This is a genomic window from Microcoleus sp. FACHB-1515, assembly GCF_014696105.1.
Lineage (GTDB): Bacteria > Cyanobacteriota > Cyanobacteriia > Elainellales > Elainellaceae > JAAUTJ01.
This window is the reverse complement of the sequence record NZ_JACJPO010000041.1, coordinates 108648-129578: the sequence shown is the minus strand read 5'-3', so window position 1 is coordinate 129578 and position 20931 is coordinate 108648. Positions and strand designations below refer to the sequence as shown.

18 protein-coding genes and 2 riboswitches are annotated in these 20931 nt (G+C 54.2%); of the genes, 9 read left to right on the top strand and 9 right to left on the bottom strand.

What is annotated here, in order from left to right; genetic code table 11:
• Window positions 1-301: 301 nt before the first annotated feature.
• Window positions 302-886, bottom strand: a complete 585-nt coding sequence (locus tag H6F67_RS14760) for an HdeD family acid-resistance protein (RefSeq protein WP_190767374.1) — start codon at window positions 884-886, stop codon at window positions 302-304.
• A gap of 272 nt (window positions 887-1158) precedes the next feature.
• On the opposite strand from H6F67_RS14760, the gene H6F67_RS14755 reads away from it, so the two are divergent.
• From H6F67_RS14755 to H6F67_RS14730, 6 genes are all read left to right on the top strand, one after another.
• Window positions 1159-1614, top strand: coding sequence for a hypothetical protein (locus tag H6F67_RS14755; protein WP_206753910.1), 456 nt, complete (start codon window positions 1159-1161; stop codon window positions 1612-1614).
• A gap of 5 nt (window positions 1615-1619) precedes the next feature.
• Window positions 1620-3887, top strand: a complete 2268-nt coding sequence (recJ, locus tag H6F67_RS14750; protein ID WP_190767372.1) for a single-stranded-DNA-specific exonuclease RecJ — start codon at window positions 1620-1622, stop codon at window positions 3885-3887.
• A gap of 75 nt (window positions 3888-3962) precedes the next feature.
• Window positions 3963-4113: riboswitch (cyclic di-AMP (ydaO/yuaA leader) on the top strand.
• A 101-nt stretch (window positions 4114-4214) separates the two neighbouring features.
• Complete coding sequence (gene ntrB, locus H6F67_RS14745; RefSeq protein WP_190767371.1) at window positions 4215-5060, top strand: nitrate ABC transporter permease; 846 nt, start codon at window positions 4215-4217, stop codon at window positions 5058-5060.
• A gap of 37 nt (window positions 5061-5097) precedes the next feature.
• Complete coding sequence (locus H6F67_RS14740) at window positions 5098-6492, top strand: ABC transporter substrate-binding protein (RefSeq protein ID WP_190767370.1); 1395 nt, start codon at window positions 5098-5100, stop codon at window positions 6490-6492.
• 16 nt (window positions 6493-6508) lie between these two features.
• On the top strand, window positions 6509-7339 hold the full coding sequence (locus H6F67_RS14735; RefSeq protein WP_190767369.1) for an ABC transporter ATP-binding protein: 831 nt from the start codon (window positions 6509-6511) through the stop codon (window positions 7337-7339).
• A gap of 73 nt (window positions 7340-7412) precedes the next feature.
• A riboswitch (cyclic di-AMP (ydaO/yuaA leader) is annotated at window positions 7413-7556 on the top strand.
• Window positions 7557-7711: 155 nt separating this feature from the next.
• Window positions 7712-8368, top strand: a complete 657-nt coding sequence (locus H6F67_RS14730) for a universal stress protein (RefSeq protein WP_313926833.1) — start codon at window positions 7712-7714, stop codon at window positions 8366-8368.
• A gap of 50 nt (window positions 8369-8418) precedes the next feature.
• Here H6F67_RS14730 and H6F67_RS14725 read toward each other — a convergent pair whose 3' ends face one another.
• From H6F67_RS14725 to H6F67_RS14715, 4 genes are all read right to left on the bottom strand, one after another.
• Window positions 8419-9036 (bottom strand): GDYXXLXY domain-containing protein, encoded by a 618-nt coding sequence (locus H6F67_RS14725; protein ID WP_190767368.1) that lies wholly within the window; start codon window positions 9034-9036, stop codon window positions 8419-8421.
• Entirely contained in the window at window positions 9033-10436 is a 1404-nt protein-coding gene (locus H6F67_RS14720; protein ID WP_190767367.1) for a DUF2157 domain-containing protein, read from the bottom strand. Before H6F67_RS14720 ends, H6F67_RS14725 begins: the two co-directional genes overlap by 4 nt.
• Before the next feature lie 131 nt (window positions 10437-10567).
• On the bottom strand, window positions 10568-10702 hold the full coding sequence (locus tag H6F67_RS28145; RefSeq protein ID WP_277874596.1) for a hypothetical protein: 135 nt from the start codon (window positions 10700-10702) through the stop codon (window positions 10568-10570).
• A gap of 41 nt (window positions 10703-10743) precedes the next feature.
• The gene (locus H6F67_RS14715; protein ID WP_190767366.1) at window positions 10744-10932 is read right to left on the bottom strand and encodes a hypothetical protein; all 189 of its coding nucleotides are present in this window, start codon (window positions 10930-10932) and stop codon (window positions 10744-10746) included.
• Between the two features lie 443 nt (window positions 10933-11375).
• On the opposite strand from H6F67_RS14715, the gene H6F67_RS14710 reads away from it, so the two are divergent.
• Both H6F67_RS14710 and H6F67_RS14705 read left to right on the top strand, forming a co-directional pair.
• Entirely contained in the window at window positions 11376-12770 is a 1395-nt protein-coding gene (locus tag H6F67_RS14710; protein ID WP_190767365.1) for an IctB family putative bicarbonate transporter, read from the top strand.
• A 58-nt stretch (window positions 12771-12828) separates the two neighbouring features.
• The gene (locus tag H6F67_RS14705; protein WP_190767364.1) at window positions 12829-13005 is read left to right on the top strand and encodes a DUF454 family protein; all 177 of its coding nucleotides are present in this window, start codon (window positions 12829-12831) and stop codon (window positions 13003-13005) included.
• A gap of 15 nt (window positions 13006-13020) precedes the next feature.
• On the opposite strand, the gene H6F67_RS14700 is transcribed toward H6F67_RS14705, so the two are convergent.
• On the bottom strand, window positions 13021-13221 hold the full coding sequence (locus H6F67_RS14700; RefSeq protein ID WP_190767363.1) for a hypothetical protein: 201 nt from the start codon (window positions 13219-13221) through the stop codon (window positions 13021-13023).
• Between the two features lie 149 nt (window positions 13222-13370).
• Between H6F67_RS14700 and H6F67_RS14695 the strand changes: the two genes are divergently transcribed.
• Window positions 13371-14411, top strand: coding sequence for a S1C family serine protease (locus H6F67_RS14695; protein WP_190767362.1), 1041 nt, complete (start codon window positions 13371-13373; stop codon window positions 14409-14411).
• Between the two features lie 52 nt (window positions 14412-14463).
• Here H6F67_RS14695 and purF read toward each other — a convergent pair whose 3' ends face one another.
• The 3 genes from purF to H6F67_RS14680 all read right to left on the bottom strand — a co-directional run bounded on the left by purF (window position 14464) and on the right by H6F67_RS14680 (window position 20896).
• The gene (gene purF / locus H6F67_RS14690; RefSeq protein WP_190767361.1) at window positions 14464-15966 is read right to left on the bottom strand and encodes an amidophosphoribosyltransferase; all 1503 of its coding nucleotides are present in this window, start codon (window positions 15964-15966) and stop codon (window positions 14464-14466) included.
• Between the two features lie 136 nt (window positions 15967-16102).
• Window positions 16103-18406, bottom strand: coding sequence for a phosphoribosylformylglycinamidine synthase subunit PurL (gene purL, locus H6F67_RS14685; RefSeq protein WP_190767360.1), 2304 nt, complete (start codon window positions 18404-18406; stop codon window positions 16103-16105).
• 87 nt (window positions 18407-18493) lie between these two features.
• Entirely contained in the window at window positions 18494-20896 is a 2403-nt protein-coding gene (locus H6F67_RS14680; protein WP_190767359.1) for a DUF4347 domain-containing protein, read from the bottom strand.
• Window positions 20897-20931 lie beyond the last annotated feature (35 nt).

Genomic DNA, 20931 nt, shown 5'->3' with positions numbered 1-20931 from the left:
AATACGACCATTCTTCACCGTTTGAGTCGAGGTGCAACTGGGACAAGCAAGCATCATAAAGAGTCCATCGAAATCTGTTGCTAACCTAGCATCATTACTTCTACACGACTACCCGCAAATTAATTTAGGTTTAAAAATGTTGCAGTGACGCGGCTTTAAGCAAAACCAACTTAAAACGTTTGGGGCGATCGATCGGACTATCATCAACTCTGTGTTGTGTTTCAAACATTTAAAGCCATAAAAATAGGATGGCGGAAATTGATTTCCCCCATCCCAATGATTACTCAGATGTCTAAATCTTCTAGGCAGAAGTGACCTGATCAGAAGAATTTGGATTGGAACTGACCGTTGCTGCGCTGCCATTTAGCGATAGCAGAACGCGAGAAACCCCGGTTGAGATGATGCTTGCCCCGATCGCGGTTCCCAGCAGCCAAGGCGCATTGGACGGCCACTGAAACCAGATGATTGCGCCCAAAAACAGCGTAATAATTCCGTTCACCAGCACGGAAGTCCAGTTTTGCTGTGGGCGCAAGCGGAAGGCCAAGATCAACTCAAATACGCCTTCTGTCAGCAGAAAGCTACCCAAAAGCAGCGTCAAGGTCAAAATGCCTTGCAGCGGTTGGGTAAACAGCATGATTCCAGCGCCGATGTAGAGAATGCTCAGCAGCAGCTTCCAAACAAAGCCGCCTTGGTCGCGTGTTTGAAAGGCGTAGAACAGCTTGGCTGAACCCGCTGAAATGAGAATTAAAGCAATCCAGGTTTCTGCAACCAGGGTGGAAAAGATCGGCAAGGCGATCGCGGCAACGCCAAAACCAATCAAAAGAATCCCTGTCCAAAGTGATTTATTTTCTGGTTTGTTCAAGCTCGATGAAGTGTTAGCTGTCATTGTATTTTTGTCATTTGGTTTATGTCAACAGATATCAGCCTAGAAAATTTCTTCAATTGCGAGTAGTCTCTTAGGATAGAGTTCCATTCCTTTGCTAAAGATGCATCCTTTGCACGTGCTAATCAATCAGCTAGCAGTAACAATTGTTACTGACTAACCAGCTTAAAGAATGCTTCTGATAAAAGAGATAAATCCGTGCAGGGCAAATTGAAATAGCGATCGCCAGTCGAGAAAAACGCGATCGCTGATCAGGATTTAAAGTGGCTGTGGCTATGCAGCGGAGTCAAAATAGTGTAGAACATTGGTACTTTGTTCGATCGATCGCCATGAAAGTTATGTCTGCTGCGCTTGCTGCGGCACTGCTGGTTCCGGCTTCCACCTTGGCGCAAACCTGCGCGTCGAACTGCGGAGCGCGTCCCATTCAATTTGTTCCCGGTCAGCCTGTGCAGCTTGAAATGGTCAACCGCACACCGCAAACAGTGGAGGTGGAGCAGATTAATCGCACCAATCCGATCGCCCTTTCGCCCGGACAAACGCTGCAAATCGATCGCAACTTTGGCACAGAACCAAATACCTCAGTAGCCTTTTGGGACACGACATCACTTTCGGTGCGGGCTGTCGTGTCGCAGCCGCAGCCGCAAACTTTGCGAATCGAAATTTATCCGGGTCAGTCGCCAGGCGATCGATCCGTATATATTCAAAACGACGGTCGCGTCACGGTGTTCTAGTTGAGATGGCAGATTCTTCCTCACGGTCAGCAAAATCCGCAGGGCGATCGAAGCGGCGTTTGCCAAACCAGCGCTGGCAGATTGCGCCTGCCCAACTTGATCAGGCTGAATGGCTCGCCCAAACAACCGGACTTTCACCGCTTTTGGCGCAAGTCATGATCAATCGCGGCGTGAATACGGCGGAAGCTGCCCAAACGTTTCTTCAGCCCGAATCGCAGCTTTTGCCTTCGCCGATCGATGAATTTCCCGACCTCACACTTGCTCTGGAACTGTTGATGCGAGCGATCGCCCTGCACGAACCGATCGCGATTTGTGGCGATTACGATGCAGACGGTATGACAAGTACCGCTTTGCTGCTGCGGGCGCTCAGGGCGATGGGGGCGATCGTCGATTACGCGATCCCCAGTCGAATGCAGGAAGGCTACGGACTCAATCGCCGCATTGTCGAAGATTTTCACAACGAAGGCGTCAAAATTATTCTCACGGTCGATAACGGCATTGCAGCACACGATCCGATCGATCGTGCCCGCGAACTCGGTCTTGTCGTCATCGTCACCGATCACCACGATGTTCCACCTACGCTGCCGCGTGCGAACGCCATTCTCAACCCGAAGCTGATTGCCGAAGATTCCCCCTATCGTGGCGTGGCCGGAGTCGGCGTGGCTTACATTCTCGCGGTTTGTCTCGCTCAGTGCCTCAAGCAAACGCAAGACCTGACCGCCCCGCTGATCGAGCTTTTCACGTTGGGAACGATCGCTGACCTCGCTCCTTTGACTGGAGTAAACCGCCGCTGGGTGCGACGCGGCCTCAAACTCTTACCGCAGTCGAAGCTGGCCGGAGTGCAAGCCTTGATTCAAGTGGCGGGACTGGGCAGCGAAAAAGCACTGAAGCCCGAAGCGATCGGCTTTCGGCTTGGCCCCCGCATCAACGCGGTGGGACGCATTGCCGATCCGCAAATTGTGATTGAACTGCTGACGACCGATCGCCCCGGTGACGCGCTGGAACTGGCGATGAAGTGCGAAGAAATTAACCAGCACCGCCAGCGCTTGTGTGAACTGATTGAGCAAGAAGCGATCGCGTGGTGCGAATCGAGCAAAATCGATGTGCTGCGCGATCGCTTCATCGTCGTTGTGCAACCGAACTGGCATCACGGCGTCATCGGCATCGTCGCCTCCAGGCTGGTCGAGCGCTACGGCGTTCCGGTCTTCATCGGCACGTATGAAGATGAAGCAAAAACGCAGGTGCGCGGCTCAGTCCGCAGCATTCCCGAATTCAATGTGTTTGAAGCGCTTCAGTTCTGCGGCGACATTCTCGAAAAGTTTGGCGGACATCGCGCGGCGGGCGGCTTTACTCTTGCGGCGGAACATTTGGACGAACTGCGAGCTAGACTGCAACTGTTCGCCCATCAGCAGCTTTTGCCGCAGCACCTCAAGCCGCTGATCACGATCGACACGCAGGCCAATCTGTCTGACTTGTCGATCGCCCTGCATCAGCAAATCGACGCGCTTCACCCCTGCGGCATCGATAACCCCGATCCGATTTTCTGGACACCCAATCTGCAAGTGGTCGATCAGCAAACGGTCGGACGCAATCACCTGAAAGTGACGCTGCGGCAGGGAAACACTTCGCTTAAAGCGATCGCATGGCGCTGGGCGGAATTCATGCCCCTGCCCGATCGCGTCGATGTTGCCTACAAGCTGCGCCTGAACGAGTGGAACGGCCAGAAGTCGATCGAGCTTGAACTTGTTGGCCTGCGGGAAGCAGATTTGCCAGTCGGAAGTCAAGCGTCGGAAGGTGAACCGCCAGCCGTCAAGCTGAATTCCGCCGCCCACTCCAGCCCGCTGCCCGACTCGCCCGCGATCGAATTCTCCTTCAGTCAGCGCACCTACGCCTGCACGATCGCCACCACTGCTAAGGGAAAAGAACTCCGCATCCGCAACAGCGACGGATTTTGGCTGATGATCGCGCCGCAGCAAAAGCAAGGACGACTGGGTAAAACGATCGAATCTGCACAAATTGTCGATCTGAGTTTGCCGCATTACGATCGCTTGATTCGGGCGGCGCTGCACGCGATCGAAGTGGCAGAACAGCGCGATCGCATCGCTCAGAAAAATCAGCAGATTGTAATGCTTCAGCAGCAAATTGAAGAACTCAGTCAAACTTGTCCGCAGACGATCGCGCCACAAATTCAAGCATTGCGATCGCAGTTTCTTCGGTTAATTGCAGCGATCGAGCAGGAAGAATCGCATCATCGATCGTTTTTGGGGGAATGAATCAAAGAATTTCTATCTACCAGTGGAGTTGCTTACGGTGAAACTCGATGTTAAATTATCGGCAATGAAAAATCGATCGTCTGTCAGCCTAATTTAGCTTTTCTTGGCAAAGCTAAAGCGGAGGAACCATTTTGGGGGCTAACCCTTTCGAGATCGAAACGAAAGCGGAGAGGATCTTTCAACTCTAGCCCGTCAGCTAACTTCGTCGGCATTGGAAGAAGACTGTAAGAGCCAGCATTTTGAATGTCCTGGACTCGGCAGCCTCTTCGGTTGGTGTGAGTTCGATTTGCTGATGCCTACTTGACTAGATTCTGGGACACAAAGCGTATGGTTCAGTTGAATATTGCCGCGATCGCAGTTGCGGCACAGGCGACTTGGAAACGAGTTAGTCCAGTTTTGATACGAGACACGATTTTGCTGCCCTTGCTGGGGTTTGTCGGAATTTTGCTGCTGTGGTGGTTTGTCGCCACGTTCAACAGCCAACTGCTGCCGACGCCGATCGAAGCGTTGCAGGCGAATCTTGACTACATTCTGCATCCGTTCTATCGACGTGGCCCCGGAGATTTCGGACTCGGCTGGCTGCTGATGGCAAGTTTGCGGCGCGTTTTGATCGGCTTTGGACTGGGCGCACTCGTGGCGATTCCGCTCGGATTTTTGATCGGCATGTCGCGGCAGGCGATGCTCGCCCTCAATCCGATTATTCAAATTTTTCGTCCGGTTTCGCCCCTAGCCTGGTTGCCGATCGCCCTGTCGATCTTCAACCTGGCTGACCCATCCGCGATCTTTGTCATCTTCATCACGTCTTTGTGGCCGACGATCATCAATACCGCCTTGGGCGTCTCCAGCGTCTCGCAAGACTATCTCGACGTGGCGCGAGTGCTGGAAATGCCGCGCTGGAGACAGATTACCAAAATCATTTGGCCTGCCAGCCTGCCCTACATCTTCACCGGGCTGCGAATCAGTCTGGGGATCGCGTGGCTGGTGATCGTCGCGGTCGAAATGCTGACGGGCGGCGTGGGCATCGGCTTTTTTGTTTGGGATGAATGGAGCCGCTTGAATCTTAGTTCGGTGATGCTGGCCGTGCTGATTATTGGAATTACTGGACTGGTGCTGGATTTTGCGATCGGTCAAATCCAGCGACTTGTCACCCGCCGTCCAGTCAAATCGACCTGAAAATCTTCTTCAAATTCATCAAGGATTTGCGATCGCCATGTTTATTAACCGACGCCAATTTCTGCATCGCGCCGGAACCGCTGCCGCTGGCTTTTCGCTGGCCGGATGCGCGATCGATGCCAGCCGCGCCCCGAAAACGCTATCTGAAACCGCACAGGACACTGAGCCGATCGTGAATCCGGCCAGTTTGGAAAAGCCGAACTTGACGATCGGCTATGTGCCCGTGAACGACTGTGCGCCGTTTGCGATCGCCTGGGAAAAAGGCTTCTTTCGCAAATACGGCCTCAACGTCCGCCTCAGTCGTGAAGCAAGCTGGGCAAATTCTCGCGACGGCATTATTTTTGGACGGCTCGATGCTTCTCCGGTCGTCTCAGGAGCGGTGACAAACGCCCGCATCGGCGCGGAAGGAGCCAGACACGCGCCGCTGTGTGCCGCAATGACCATTCACCGACACGGCAACGCGATCACGATGAATCGCGCCATGTGGGAATCGGGCTTGCGGCCTTGGCGCGAATATAACGGCGATCTCGAAGCATTTGGCCGTGATTTTCGCAACTATTTTGAGAACATTCCTTCCGATCAGCGAGTTTGGGCAGTTGTCCTGAGTTCCGCCATTTATGAATACTTTGTTCGCAATCTATCGGCAGCAGCGGGCGTGAATCCGTTTGAAGAATTCCGCGTCATTATTATTCCGCCGCCGCAGATGTTGGTGAATATTCGCATTGGCGCAATGCAGGCTTACATGGTGGCCGAACCTTGGAATACCAGGGCGATTTCCGGTAATGAAGGGGTGGGATTTACCTTTGCTCAAGGCCACGAAATTTGGCACGGACACCCCGATCGCCTGCTTGGAGTGATGCAATCTTTCATTGATGAAAATCCCAAAACCTATCGATCGCTCGTCAAGGCAATGATCGAAGCGTGTCAGTATTGCAGCAAACCCGAAAACCGTCAAGAAGTCGCCGAAATTATCTCAGCGCGATCGTACACCGGAGCAAAACCAAAATTGACTGAAGCGGCGATCGTCGGCAACTACAATTATGGTGGCTTCGACAATCAGCCGCGCCTTGTGAAGTCCGAAGAAACGACTTTGTTTTTTGACTTACCAGAAGATTTGCGGCGAATTTCTGGCAATCATTCCACCTTTTTGTGGCAGTCGCACAGCCTTTGGCTAATGACGCAAGCAACGCGCTGGGGACAAATTTCCGAACTTCCAACGAATGCCGAAGAACTTGCTAGACAAGCTTGGAAAACTGATTTATATCGCGACATTGCAGGCGAAATGGGAATTGCATGTCCGGCTGAAGATTACAAAGTTGAACCTGCCGAGGCGTTCATCGATCGCCAACCATTCGACCCTAGCGATCCGATCGGCTACCTGAATCGATTTGCGATTCGCGCCAACGCCCCCACTCAAATTTGTTTATCTTAGTTTGGAGAAGCAATCCATGATTAAACCCATTCAATCGCCGGATCAATCTTCGATCGATCGCGCTGAATTTCTGAAGATTGAAAACCTGCGGAAATCCTATAAGCGACCAGATGGCAGCGAATTTGTTGTGCTAGATGGCATTGATTTATCGATCGCAGAAAATGAATTTATCTCGGTCATTGGTCACTCTGGCTGCGGCAAATCAACGCTGTTGAAGATTGTAGCCGGACTGGAAAAAGCAACAAGTGGAACCGTTCAGCTTGAAGGGCGCGAAATTCGCAAACCCGGAGCCGATCGAATGATGGTGTTTCAGCACTATTCACTATTGCCTTGGCTGACCGTGCGTGAAAATGTCCGACTTGCAGTTGATGAGGTGCTCAAAGATGCGTCTGTTCAGCAAAAGAAGCGCATCGTCAATGAACATCTGAGCATGGTGAATTTGATTCCCGCTGCTGATAAATATCCCGATGAAATTTCTGGCGGCATGAAGCAGCGCGTTGGCATTGCTCGCGCCCTTGCAACTCGTCCCAAAATGCTACTGATGGATGAGCCGTTTGGCGCACTCGATGCGCTAACCAGAGGAATGCTGCAAGAGCAAGTGTTGAAAATTTGGGAAAGTCAACGTCAGGCGGTGATGATGATTACCCATGATGTGGACGAAGCAATTTTTATGAGCGATCGCATCGTTCTGATGACGAATGGGCCTGCCGCCCAAATTGGAGAAATCATGACGATTCCGTTTGAGCATCCGCGCGATCGCCATCGGCTACGGGAATCTTCCGAATATTACGAATTGCGAAATCATGCGCTCGACTTTCTGGAGCAACACTTCGATCGTGAAGATTGATTTCATTTATGAATCTTTAGCGAGATAGATTACATCTGCTAGAAATCTAGGCGATGATAGCGAATGTGATTCATTCACGGGTAAGCCTAATTCACATTCAGTCACTTCTTGACTTGATGAAGCGGAGGAACCACGTTTTGGGGCTAATCTCGACTGAGAAAGACACCTTCCAGTCTTCGCCCGTCAGCTAACTCCGTCGGCAATGGAAGGAGCCTCCTAAGCGTCCGCAGTTTGCACGCTGAAGTCTCCTGATTGGTACTAGTATTTCCGCTTTGCGATTGTTGCAGTCCGATTGTTGCAGTCCGCTCAAAGCGTTGTGCCCTTACCCCATTTCAACTTCGTTCGACTCCCCGCTTAGAGAGGAAAAAAGCCGTGCAGATTAAACCGATTTTGGCTCGCCTGCAAAGCGCGATCGGTCGCCAAGACCTGATTGAGCAGATGGTTCTTGTCCCGGAACCGCGCTCCAAATCAACAAAATCGCGCAAAACCGTCAGCTTTGTCGTCGGCTACAACGGCTCTTGCAACAGCCAAACCGCGCTCGACATGACGCTGTGGATCGCGCATCAAACTCGCTTGGCAACCCAAAAGCAAGTCACGGTGCATGTCGTCTATGTCCTCGATCGCCCCAGCCGCTCGACGTTTCCCAGCCTCAGTGGTCGATCGACTGCCGCTTCCGATCTAACCGCTTGCCTGCCGCGCTTTGTCGAATCGGACTGCGTGATTCCGAATTTTCAGGCGATCGACCCGTTTGACCATGCGGATTACGTCCTCTGGCAGGCTCGCTGCATGGCGGAAGAATGGCGCGGTTCGCTAGAAGCTCATTTGCGATTTGGCGATCCGGCTGAACAACTGCGTCAGGTGATTGCAGCGGAGGACGCTGACTTGCTGCTGCTCGGCTGCAATTCGGCTCGGCATCCGCTGGTCAGTCAGCTTGCTTCGTTGCCCTGCCCCGTTTTGGGCATTCCCTGTCAAACGCATCCCGAAGAAGGCGCGATCGTCTCCCCAGTCGGCAGCGAACTGCGAGCGTAACAGCACCCATCCCTGAAGTCGGGGCAGCGCAGCACTGTCCCGACTCGCGATCAAAACTGCAAGGCACGATCGCCCAGCCACAAATTCACTAAAACTGCATTGCCGCGATCGTCCACCTTGGCTTGTGTGACCGTTTGACCTCCGCGCGTAAAGCCTTCATTGATTTGGTTGCGCTGGTCTTCGGGCATGTAGAAACGCTCTACGCCGTAGGTGATTTGGCCGCGATCGTAGCGACCCCGCAACGCGATTTGCGTCGAATTCAAATCGGTGGGGCGATCGCTCGTCAGGCGGACGGGTTGCCAGGGGGCGGGCGGTGTCGTGTTCGCGGTGGGCTGTTGCAGAACGATGTAGAATGCGCCTTCGATCGCACGATCAAATCGATCGCCGCCTGGAAGTTTGCGTAGCCGATTGATGTCGCTAATTTCGTAGCCCAACGTTTGCGAATAGCCGCGCAGCGGATCGTAAGGATCGACAGGCATGGTTTGGAGCGTGATCAGTCTGCCTGTGGCGTAGGTGTAGGCATCTTGGGCAGGCACAAAGGCAATCAGGCCGACCTGAATCAGCAGCGGAACCCACAGTCGCCAACCCGGAAGCCGCTTAGCTGGCGCGATCGGCTGAAGCTGCGGCGATTCGGTTTGAGCAACGTCGGGCTGGAAGGAATGTGTCATGACAAGTTCTCCTGTGCAGAGTGAAGCGATCGCGCTGTGGATTTGGTCGATCGCTCAAACCACAATCCGGCAGCAATGACGCCAATTCCGCAAAGGATGAACACGATCGACTTCAGCAAAAGTCCGGTATTGTATTCGAGCATTCGCGTCGTGATGCCCAAGACCAGCAGCACCATTCCGCCCCAAAAGGTTTGCCGATCGCCCAGCGCTAAGCCGTCTCGCACCAGCGCGATCGACAAGCCAAACAGCAAAACGTTGAATCCGATCGCGCCGACCAGATCGATCGAGTGATAGGCAATCAGCATCAGCGCAGTTGCAAGCAGCATAATCGCAATGGTGACGCTGTTGATCGAGCGGATTTGCGATCGCCACTGCGACCAGCGAGGCCGCATCTGAATCCAGCCTAATCCTGCAATGATGCTGAACAATACGGCGTCGATTAGCGGTGTCCAGTTCCAGATGCGAGTCGGATCTTGCATCCAGGTGGGCGAATCCCAAAGAAACTTGAACGAGAAGCAATAGAAGCAAACGGCCAGAAACACGATCGCCAAGCCGCGAGCCAGCAAGGTGAACGCGGACGGATGCGGACGATTGGGCGCAGGCTTGCGAAAGTCGTAGTAGCTCCACAGCAAGGCAGGCGGCAGGACAAAAGCGATCGCCGCCATCCAGCCTGCCGAAGGTAAACTGCTGCTCCATCCCGAAAACGGCTTGAGATTAAACACGATCGCCACTGCCCAAATTGTGGCGGTGAGGCCAAACAGAATGCGCGATCGACACCAGTAGGCCAGCGGGACAAAAACGACGGCCAGGACGATCGGCAGATGCTGCACAATCAAATCGGTGAAGCCAAATTCTCGCCAGGTTGACCCGGTGATCCACCCGCTCCAATAACCCTGCCCCACCAAGATTAGCGACAGCACGCCCAGCGACGTGAGCCGCAAACTAAAGGCCATTGCCGCCACGCCCAAGCCCCAGATCAACAGCAGTTCATACAGTTCGCCGTTCTGGTTGAACATCTGCGACATCAAACCCATGTTTGCGCCGAGCAGCAGCGCACCACACAGCAGCAGTCCGTGTCCTAATCGCTCTGTGGCAGGTCGTCGCCACAGGTAAAAGCCAGCGGCATTGACGCCGACAAAGCAGGCCAGCAAGAGAGCAACGCGGGTCGATCGCGGCCAAGCTGTCCAGTTGGCTGCGACGAACGTAATTGCACCGAGTCCTAACAAAATTGCGCCCAAGCCCATCAGAATCGCAATGAAGCGGTGGCTGGCGTCTTGTTCAAGGCGATCGAACTGATAGCGCTGCGCCAGTTTTTCGTAGAGTGCGGCGTCAATGAAGCCGTCTTTCCACCACTGCTCGGATTCTTGCCGCAACTGGCGACGAAACTTTTCGGTAGGCATAGAAATCACCAGGGAAGCCGATGCCTTCTACAGTACAGAAGTCGCTTTCAATTGTTCGATCGCGCCCTGACAGTTTTTGATCTGGCGTGCTGCCCAAAGCGCCGGACAACGTGAAAAAGAACGACGCACCGCTATTGGAAAAAGAATCCAGCTAGCAGCAGCGGCAGCAGCAGCAGAAAAAATACGATCGCCGTGAGCGTTCCAGCCTCCACTTTGATCGTGTTCTTCTCAACATTTTTATCGGGATTCTGCGGACGCTGATTCATCGATTGAAGCTGGGTGAATTCGATCGCCAAAGGCGAGTGTGCTATCGGGTTCCTGAGCCAATCGTGCCATCTGGCCCGCCGTTGTCTGGCGGCTGATACGGTTGGTTTGCAGTTCTGTTCGCATCGGACACAGTTGAAGGTTGTGAGGCTGCGGATGGAGCAGTCCAAACCGTTGAACCAATCAGCAGCGGAAAAATTAGCAGTGTGGCAAATCGATAGACAAGTCCCATTGTGAGCAACCTGAATGGCAACAAAAGCGAGTGACTGGCAGAGATCCTAGTGGATCTACTCAAAAAAAGCCAGAACCCTACAACTTAGCAAAATCTATCCGTAGATCTATGGTTGTCAAGATGGGTTTGCCCCATCAGGTTACTATCTCACTCGTTCTGCCGCGAATTTCGGCGCTGCTAGAGAAAAATAGCAGGAAGAATCAATAATCTCGCATCCAGCAACTGCCTTTAGCGATCGGCAACAATTACGCAACATTGCGTAACCTTACTGACAGAACTAATGATCCCAAAGAAAATCTTAAATTTTTCAAACTTTTTGATTTTTCTTTAGAAATCGTTAAATAGCTGTCAAATTCTCCTGCTCTGAACTGAGCGATCGATTTACCTAATCCGACTTTCTGGTCGGTTTTTAAGGATAATGGCGGAGAAGATCGAGTCTGTGTATGAATCCCTGGCAACAGATCACCCTGATGAACCTGCCGCTTTCCCAGTGGAGCAAGGCGAGCTACGTGCAAGCATGGATCGGACTGCTGCAATCGTGGCGACGATCGAGCTGGCTGATGCAGCGAGCGGACGCGATCGGCGGCATTTTGCTGATCTTGGTGTTTGCGTTCGCGCCGTTTGTTTCCACTGCGCTGATTGGTGTACTGCTAATTGCCTGCGGCGGCTACTGGCTGCTCTTGACCCTCAGCGACGACAAGCGCATCGGCTTCACGCCGATTCACCTAGTTGTCTTGCTGTATTGGGGCATCTCCATTGCTGCGACTGCGCTTTCTCCGGTGAAATCGGCGGCGCTGATCGGCTGCGGCAGGCTGACGCTGTATTTGCTGATGTTTGCGTTGGCGGTGCGGGTGTTGCGATCGCCCCGGTTGCGATCGATCCTCATCCTTGTCTATTTGCTGGTGGCGGTTTTTGTCAGCGTGTTTGGACTGCGGCAGTGGTTTTTTGGCGCAGATGCGCTGGCAACCTGGGTGGATGCCGAATCGACGCTGGCAGGCACAACTCGCGTTTACAGCTTTTTGGGCAATCCCAATTTGCTAGCTGCTTATTTGCTGCCTGCCGTTGTCTTCAGCGGAGCGGCGATTTTTGCCTGGAGACGCTGGACGGCAAAAGCAATGGCCTTGCTGCTGACCGTGACGAATGCAGCCTGTCTGGTTCTCACATTTAGTCGCGGCGGCTGGATTGGCTTTGTGGTGGCAAGCTTTGTGGGAATGATGCTGCTGGTTCACTGGTTCAGCGTGTATCTGCCGCGATTGTGGCGCAGGCTGGCACTGCCGATCGTATTAGGTATGTCGGCTGCTGTTGTCGTACTGGCGGTGGCGACGGTGGAACCGCTGCGCGATCGCGTTGCCAGCATCTTTGTCGGACGGGAAGACAGCAGCAACAACTATCGCATCAACGTTTGGTCAGGCGTGGTCAAGATGATTCGCGATCGCCCAATTATCGGCATTGGTCCGGGCAACAGCGCGTTCAACCGAGTCTATCCGCGCTATCAGCGCACCGGATTTAGCGCCCTCAGTGCCTACTCGATCTTGCTGGAAGTCTTGGTGGAAACCGGGATCATCGGCTTCACCTGTTTCCTGTGGCTGCTGCTGGTGACGTTTAATCAAGGCTGGGTGCAGCTTCAGCGCTTGCGAACCGCGAGAAATGCAGCGGGCTTTTGGCTGATGGCCGCGATCGCCACGATGGTTGGAATGCTGGCGCACGGATTGGTGGATACGGTTTGGTATCGTCCGCAAGTCAGCACGCTCTGGTGGCTGATGGTCGCTTTAATTGCCAGTTTCTATCAGCCTGTACCAAAAGATTTGGCAGTCGAAAGTGGATCGATCGAGAAATAATTGCGCGAGTCGATCGCAACGATCTGGAATTTTCTTGAAATTTTCTAACTTCAATTCGATGCTTTCAACTCGCTATGCCGCCCGCATTGTTGCGGGAATGATTTGTCTGGTGCTGGGTGCTGTCGGAATTGTGGTGCCGTTTTTTCCGGGTGTTGTTTTTTTGGTGATTGCGGCGGCTTGTTTTGGCACTTCACTTCCTTATGTTTTGAAACGGCAGGAAAAGGATTCTTCCTAATCCTGCCATTACAATTTAGCGATCGTCGTGCTGAGAAGCAGAAGGATTGCTGGGACGTTCAACCGCTTCTGGCTTGGCATCACCGCGATCGTCAAACGGATAGCCTTCTTCGGTCGGAATGTCCTGGGGAATGTTGGGATCGGCGTCAATTTCACCGTTCATGTTAGTGTTGGGCTTCACCGATTTTCCTTTGTGGCTGGCGTGACCGCTGCTCATGAATTTTCTCCTTTTGCTGATTAAATCAAGCTGCAATTGTTCATTAGCTTAGAAAAATTTTTAGTGAAAAAATTCGACCGATAGGCTTAAGTTGTCGATTCGATTTGCGCTGCGCCATCATACAGAAACTAGCCTTCAGGAGCAGCGTCATGGTGCAACTTCAACTTGTTTCAGACAACAGCCTGCCAAAAGTCGGACGCTCGCTTCAACCTGTTCCCAATGATGCGGCTGTTCCCAACGATAAACTGCTGCTTGATGCATATTCGCAGGCAGTCACGCAAGCGGTCGATCGCGTTGGAGCCGCTGTCGTCAACATTGATGTCAAGCAAACGCGCCGGACATCGCGCGGTTCGCAAGAAGTCGGCGGTAACGGGTCGGGCTTCATCTTCACGCCAGACGGCTACATTCTCACCAACAGCCACGTTGTCCACAACGCCAGCCAAATCGAGGTGACGCTTTCGGACGGGCGGCGCGTGCAGGCACAACTGATCGGTGATGATCCCGATACAGATTTGGCTGTGATTCGGATTCAGGCAGCCGACTTAACGGTGGCAAAGCTCGGCGATTCTGACGCGCTCAAAGCCGGACAAATGGCGATCGCGATCGGCAATCCCTACGGCTTTCAGGCAACCGTGACGGCAGGCGTGATCAGCGCGGTGGGGCGATCGTTTCGCGCCAAGTCTGGCCGCTTGATCGACAGCATCATTCAAACCGATGCGGCCTTAAATCCCGGAAATTCGGGTGGCCCCTTGGTGTCCTCGCGGGGTGAAGTGATCGGCGTGAATACCGCTGTGATTCTGTCCGCGCAAGGCATTTGCTTCGCGATTCCGATTAACACGGCCAAGTTTGTGATTAGCGCCTTACTGCGAGATGGGCGGGTGCGGCGCAGCTTTGTTGGCATTGGCGGGCAAACGGTTCCGCTGCCAAAACGAGTGCAAAACTTTTACAGCCTTCCGGTTGCCAGCGGCATTTTGGTGATCTCGATCGAACCCGGAAGCCCTGCCCAGCTTGCCGGACTGCAAGAGCGCGACGTGATCGTTGGCTTTGGGAATCAAGCGATCGCCAGCATCGATGATTTGCACAAAGCCTTGACCGATGAGAAAGTCGGTGTGCGAACCGAGTTGACTGTGCTGCGATCGAGCGAGAAGTTGAGCTTGGCGATCGTGCCGAGCGAATCGAATCCGCGCTGATTGTCCCAAAAGCTGCCCATCCGGAATGCGACAGGCAGCTTTTGAAAATTGACTAGACGCTGACGGGCGTGGATTTTTCCAGCAGGAGCTTCGATCGCTTCACCTGTTCGGGAACCGGAACCGGGTAGTTTCCCGTAAAGCAGGCAGAACAGAAGGTGTCTTTGGCTTCTCCGGTCGCTTCCAGCATTCCATCCCAACTGAGGTAGGCCAGCGAATCGACGCCGATTTGAGCGGCAATTTCCTCAACCGATTTGGTCGCCGCAATCAGTTGGTCTTGGCTGTCCGTGTCGATGCCGTAGAAGCAGGGATGCGTGACGGGCGGGGAGGAAATCCGCATGTGAACCTCTGTCGCTCCGGCATCGCGCAAGGCTTTGACGATCTTGCGGCTGGTCGTTCCGCGCACGATCGAATCATCCACAATTAAAATCCGCTTGCCCACTAGGACATCTTTGAGCGGATTGAGCTTCATGCGAATTCCCGCTTCGCGCATGTGCTGCGTGGGCTGAATGAACGTGCGGCCAACGTAGCGATTTTTGATTAAGCCTTCGGCGTAGGAAATGCCCGACTGCTGCGAAAAGCCGATCGCGGCGGGAATTCCGGAATCGGGAACGCCCATCACCAAATCAACATCGGCAGGAGATTCGATCGCCAGCGTCCGTCCGATCCGCATCCGATAGCTATACAAGCTTTCCTCGTTCATGACGCTGTCGGGTCGAGCAAAGTAGATCATCTCGAACACGCAAAGTTTGCGCTTGGCCTGCGTTGCCCAGTGATAGGACGCGATGCCTTCTTCGGTGATCCAAACGAGTTCTCCGGGCTGCACGTCGCGCAGATAGTCCGCGCCAATGATGTCAAGCGCACAGGTTTCTGAGGCGAGGACGTAGCGAATCGGCGTGGTTTCGGTTGCTTCCAGCGTGCCGATCACCAAGGGACGAATGCCGTTTGGGTCGCGAGTTCCCATGATGCCGTCGGGCGTGCCGATTACGAGGCTGAATGCACCTTCGCAGCGTTTGAAGGCAGTGATTGCACCGCTGAGCCAGTCTTCTCCGGCGTTGATGGCTTCAGCGACGGCATACGCAATCATCTCAGAATCAGTCGTGGTGACAAGCTGCACGTTCGATCGCAGCAGTTCCTCGTGCAGAATGCCTGTGTTGACGAGGTTGCCGTTGTGGGCAAGGGCGATCGATCCCAATCGCGTTTCAACGACCGCAGGCTGTGCATTGACGACGCGGCTTGATCCGGTTGTCGAGTAGCGCGTGTGGCCGACAGCCTGATTGCCGACAAGCTCACTGAGAATCGTTTCGTCAAACACTTGCGACACCAAGCCCATGTTTTTGTGCAGGTGGACGGTGTTTCCCTCAAACGTTGCGATGCCTGCGGATTCCTGACCGCGATGCTGAAGCGCGTAGAGTCCAAAATAGGTGAGCTTGGCAACATCTTCGCCCGGAGCATAAATGCCAAAGACGCCGCAGGCTTCTTCGGGTTTGTCGGGTCTTGCGATGTCACCAGCAGGCCGAACAGCGTCACCAGAGCGATCGAGGTGGTTAGGCATCATGCGACTTGGGATCAAGGAGAGAAGAAATGAGTGAGCGGGGCAGCAACAAACCGACCCTGGGACTTAATGTTTTGTAAGAACAGATTAAGCTTTCGTAATGATCTTATCTTGAACGGCTCGAAGCAGCGCAGAAAAATCAAACCGGATTCGGCTCGGCGCTCATCCGCCGATCGATCGCAACCTGCCAGCATTGCATTACCTCTAGGCTAGCGTCGATTAACAAATCTGCATCATCTGTGGCAACGCGCAAAACCGAACTGCTCACCCGTCCAAGCTGCTGCCAGTTCTGGTCCAACTGCTCGCGCAAGAAGGTTTCCCAATCGACTTGATGGGAGGAAGCGATCGAAACCAAAATTCGCGCTCCACCTTCGCCAAACAAAACGGTATCGGCGCGACCTGAAAGCGGAATTTGAATTTCGGCTCCCAGATTGCCGCTGATGCAAGCTTCCGCTAGAGCAACGGCCAAGCCGCCTTCCGCACAATCGTGAGCCGATCGCACCCAGCCGCGCTGAATGCCAACTCGACAGGCAGACTGAACACGCCGTTCTGCCTCAAAATTGACGGTCGGGGGCTGTCCGGCGATCGTGTCGTGTATTGCAGCTAGATACTCAGACGCACCCAGCGTCGCTGTATTTTGACCGAGCAGATAGATCAAGTCGGATTCAGACTGCCAGCCTTGACCGCAGGCCTGCCGAATATCTGCCACCAGCCCGACCATGCCGACCACCGGAGTTGGATAGATCGGCTGCGGATTGCCTGCGGAATCAAGCGTTTCGTTATAAAGCGAGACATTTCCGCCTGTGACAGGCGTAGCGAACTCGCGGCAGGCTTCAGCCAATCCACGACAAGCTTCGGCTAGCTGCCAATAGCCGATCGCCTTTTCGGGACTGCCAAAGTTGAGGTTGTCCGTTACGGCTAGCGGTTCCGCTCCGACACAGGACAGGTTACGGGCAGCTTCCGCCACCGCAGCTTTTGCCCCTTCATACGGATTGAGATAGACATAGCGCGAGTTGCAATCAACCGTTGCCGCAACGCCTCTGATGGAATCAGCCGGATTTGCATTCACGGGTCGCAACCGCACGATCGCGGCATCCGCACCACCCGGAAGCAAAATTGTGTTGTTTTGAACTTGATGATCGTACTGTCGGTAGACCCAGCGTTTTGAAGCGATCGAGGGCAAATCCAGCAGGGTCAACAGAACATCTGTCCAAGATTTCGATCGAATGCCTGTTAGGTCACAGTCGGGCAAGTCGGCTTCTGTCCACTGCCAAGCCTGACGAGCATACTCAGGTGGTTCTTGAAGCAATTCGCGGTGATAAATCGGTGTGTTGTCAGCCAGTGCAGTTGCGGGAATTTCAGCAGCAATTACACCCTTAAATAAGATTCTCACGATCGATTCTGGAATAACTTCACCCGCAACAACGGCATGAAGTCCCCAACGCTCAAAGATTTCGATCAGTTCTGATTCCCGTCCTTTTTCGGCCACAAACAGCATCCGCTCTTGCGATTCCGACAGCAAGTATTCATAGGGAACCATGCCGCTTTCGCGAACGGGAATGCGATCGAGATCGAGTTCAATTCCCACATTGCCTTTTGCCGCCATTTCAGAAGTAGAGCAGGTAATTCCGGCTGCGCCCATATCCTGAGCGGCAACGACTGCTCCGGTTTTGAAGGCTTCAAGGCAAGCTTCGATCAAGGATTTTTCCAGGAACGGATCGCCAACTTGGACAGCGGGGCGATCGTCCAGTGAAGCATCACTTAATTCTGCGCTGGCAAAACTTGCGCCGCCCATCCCGTCGCGTCCGGTTGTGGAGCCAACGTAAAGAACCGGATTGCCGATGCCAGATGCGCCCGATTTGACGATTTCTGGTGTTTCCATCAGCCCGATCGCCATTGCGTTCACGAGCGGATTTCCGGCGTAGGCGCGATCGAAATATACTTCGCCGCCGACTGTTGGAACGCCAACGCAATTGCCATAGTGACTGATGCCTGAAACGACGCCGGAAAACAATCGCTTGGTGCGGGCATCGTCGAGATTGCCAAAGCGGAGCGAGTTGAGGATGGCGATCGGCCTTGCGCCCATTGTGAAAATGTCACGCAGAATGCCGCCTACTCCGGTGGCTGCTCCTTGAAACGGTTCGACGGCAGAAGGGTGATTGTGCGATTCGATTTTGAAGGCGAGTTGCAGTCCGTCCCCCATGTCCACTACGCCCGCATTTTCACCGGGGCCAACGAGAATGCGATCGCCCTCTGTGGGAAACTGCTTCAGCAAAGGACGCGAATTCTTGTAGCAGCAGTGTTCCGACCACATGACGCCAAACATGCCCAATTCAGCTTGGTTGGGGTGGCGTCCGAGCCGCTGCACAATCTCTTCGTATTCGTCGGGCTTGATGCCTTCGGCGGCGATTTCTTGCGGGGAAAAAGGAGCGTTGGCAGACATGAATGGGAATGGGCGATCGATTCAACTTCATCATCGTAGCGGAACGCCTGCCGCTTGCTGAGAATTGACGCGATCGCCCGACAGATACTACACCACGAAATTGCGGCGCACGACCGTATTGGCACGAATGCCAGAGAGCGTGATGAATGACTCAAAGCCACCGCGTTGATCGCCATTGGTGTCGATCGAAATGGTCGTATCGAGTCCGGTTTGCTCGATGCTGACATATTGGCGGAACGGGCGATTGCTGCCGTAGCCGCTGCCTGCAAAGATGCGGCTGAGGTCGATTTGATCGACAGCGGTGGAAAAGTCGAAGATGCGATCGCCGCCATCTCCGATGGCGCGATATTCCACAATATCGCTGCCGCGTCCTGTGCTAATGCGATCGGCACGTCGTCCGCCAATGATGCGATCGTTGCCTGCGCCGCCAAACATGCGATCAAACCCTTGGCCGCCGTTGAGTACGTCTGCTTGAGCGCCGCCGACGAGCAGATCTGCGCCGCCTCTGCCGATCAAGCGATCGCGCCCGGCTCCGCCGCGCACTTCGTCGCTGTTGGCCTGACCGTTGAGAAAATCGTTGCCGTCGCCGCCGCTCATCACATCATTGTTCAGCCTGCCAAACAACTGATCGTCGCCGCTGCCGCCTTCCATGATGTCTTCGCCGCGTCCGCCATCGAGCAAGTCATCGCCCGCGCCGCCGCTGAGTCGATCGTCGCCCAGGTTGCCGCGCAGTCGATCGTTGCCGCCCTGACCACGCAGCGTATCGCGATTGAGTCGACCAATTAGGACATCATCTTCTGCGCCGCCTTCCATGAAGTCGTCGCCCTGATTGCCCAGCATACGATCGTTGCCTGTGCCGCCAAACATGCGATCGTTGCCGTTGCCGCCGCGCAGTGAATCTGTTCCTCTGCCGCCCAGCATTGTATCGTTGCCCAAGCCGCCGTTGAGTCGATCGTTGCCGCGTCCGCCGTTGAGTCGATCGTTGTCCTGGTTGCCCTGAAGCTGATCACCCGCGTTACCGCCGCGAATCAGGTCGCGTCCACGTCCGCCGCTGAGCAGGTCAGGACAGTCAAAGCCGCGCAGCAAGTCGTTTCCGTCGCGCCCAAACAGGCGGTTGATGTTGTTGTCACCCAGCAAGCGGTTGTTGCGGTTGTTGCCACGCCGATTGATACCGGGAACGCACCCCTCCGCGTCGGGATCATCGGGATCTTCAATTTCGGGGTCGAGGGTGATGGGCAGCGTGGCGAAATCGTTGAATTGAATGTTGGCTTGAATCGGAGTGCTGCTGATCACAACGCCCGTATTTTGGTTGACGCGAAACAAACGGTTACTTGACGAGGCGTTGCCGTTTGCATCGGACTGGGAAGTTAGATAGAGGTCGCCATCTTGTCCAAAAGCAAGCGAACCCGATCCAACATCGCTCAACGTTGTGCCGTTTTGATCCCGCACGTTTCCAACCAGTGTGGCCGTCAGGGTTGTTACGTCGATCGTGTATAGCTCATAGCGATTTTCCAGGTCGTCAGGTCGAGTGACGATCGCAAACAGTCGATTGGCATTGTCGGGGTCAAAGGCAACATCACCACCGCCAAACGGCAAAATGCTGCCATCTGCGAGACGAACCTGCCCCAAATCAACTGCTCCGCTGGGAATGTCGCCATTCAGGGTGATCTGGTAGAGATTGGCGGTTGAACTCGTCATTGCAAAGAGCGTGCCGCTGCCCGCCTGCTGCGCCAGCTTGACGAACTGTTCGGAAACGCCTGTTGTGTTGGGAGTTACCGTGTTTTCCTCGGTAGTGGGATTAAAAAAGGCGATCGGTGTGCCGCTGCCTGTGCCAACGCCATTTTCGATGTAGTACAGGTTGCCTGTGCGCGAATCGCGAGCGATCGCAAAGGTTTGGAAGCTTAGATCGCTGACAACGCGCACATTGCCGGTGGCTAAGGTGATTTCGTAGAGTTCGCCTTCCGAAACGCCGTAAAGCAGGTTGGAGCGAATTTGCAGCGTTGAATCGTACTGCGCCATCACGTCCGGATGCAGAATGGGCACGGGTTCGATCGCCCCGATGCGCCATTCCAAATTCCAATCGCCGCCCTGCGCTGCACTTCCCGTTGTCGTGGCAGTTGCGGCAATGTTTGCTCTGGTGCGCTGATGTAATTCCTGCAAGAAGCGATCGCCTACCGCGCCTGAGGCAACGCGACAGCCGTAGATGAGCAGGTTGGCGTGGCGCAGGGCTTGCTGCCAAGGCGCGAGGTCGTAGGCGGCGAGTGAGTCAAGGTTGAGCGTGGTGGCGCCAAGCTGAAGCGTGCCGGGTGCGCCGTGTGAAAACAGATGAACCGCCTCGATCGACGCTTGGGCAGCGAGAACTGCGCTGATTTGGGCAACACCGTCCTGTTGCGAATCGAGAACGACGATCGTTGCATCACGACTAACGCTACTGGCAAGCAGGGCGACCTGATCAATCGCGGCGTCAATCAAAACGAGTGTAGATGACATAGCTTCAGTGCCTCCACGCACCAAAAATTGTGAAT